This is a genomic window from Roseivirga ehrenbergii (genome assembly GCF_001593005.1).
Lineage (GTDB): Bacteria > Bacteroidota > Bacteroidia > Cytophagales > Cyclobacteriaceae > Roseivirga > Roseivirga ehrenbergii.
Genome location: NZ_LQZQ01000036.1, coordinates 1 through 333 on the forward strand (window position 1 = coordinate 1; position 333 = coordinate 333).

1 protein-coding gene is annotated in these 333 nt (G+C 45.6%); it reads right to left on the minus strand.

The genetic code is table 11. The features are described from left to right. Nucleotides 1-333: Calx-beta domain-containing protein (locus tag MB14_RS10245; protein WP_221405482.1), on the minus strand; the 333-nt coding region annotated here is incomplete at both ends.

Sequence of the window (333 nt, forward strand, 5' to 3'; positions counted from 1 at the left end):
GCCAGTATTGGCTGAAACACTAAGTTCAACAGTTGGGTTTGCTACGACATCATTATCGGTGATCGTGATATCCTGCATTGTTGTAGCACCAAGCGTTATTCCAGCAGATGGATTGCTAATGGTTAGAGTAGCGGTTTCAGTGCCTTCGACATCCACATCGTCAAGAATAGTGAAAGTAGCGGTGCCAGTAATTACTCCATTTAAGATGGTAATTGTTGCAGGGCTTAGACTGTAATCCGTACCTGTAATTCCAGTTCCACTTACGGCTATGTCAACGGTTTGGTCGCCTGTAACAGCTGCGGAAGCTGTGGCAGTTACGGTAATGACTGTTCC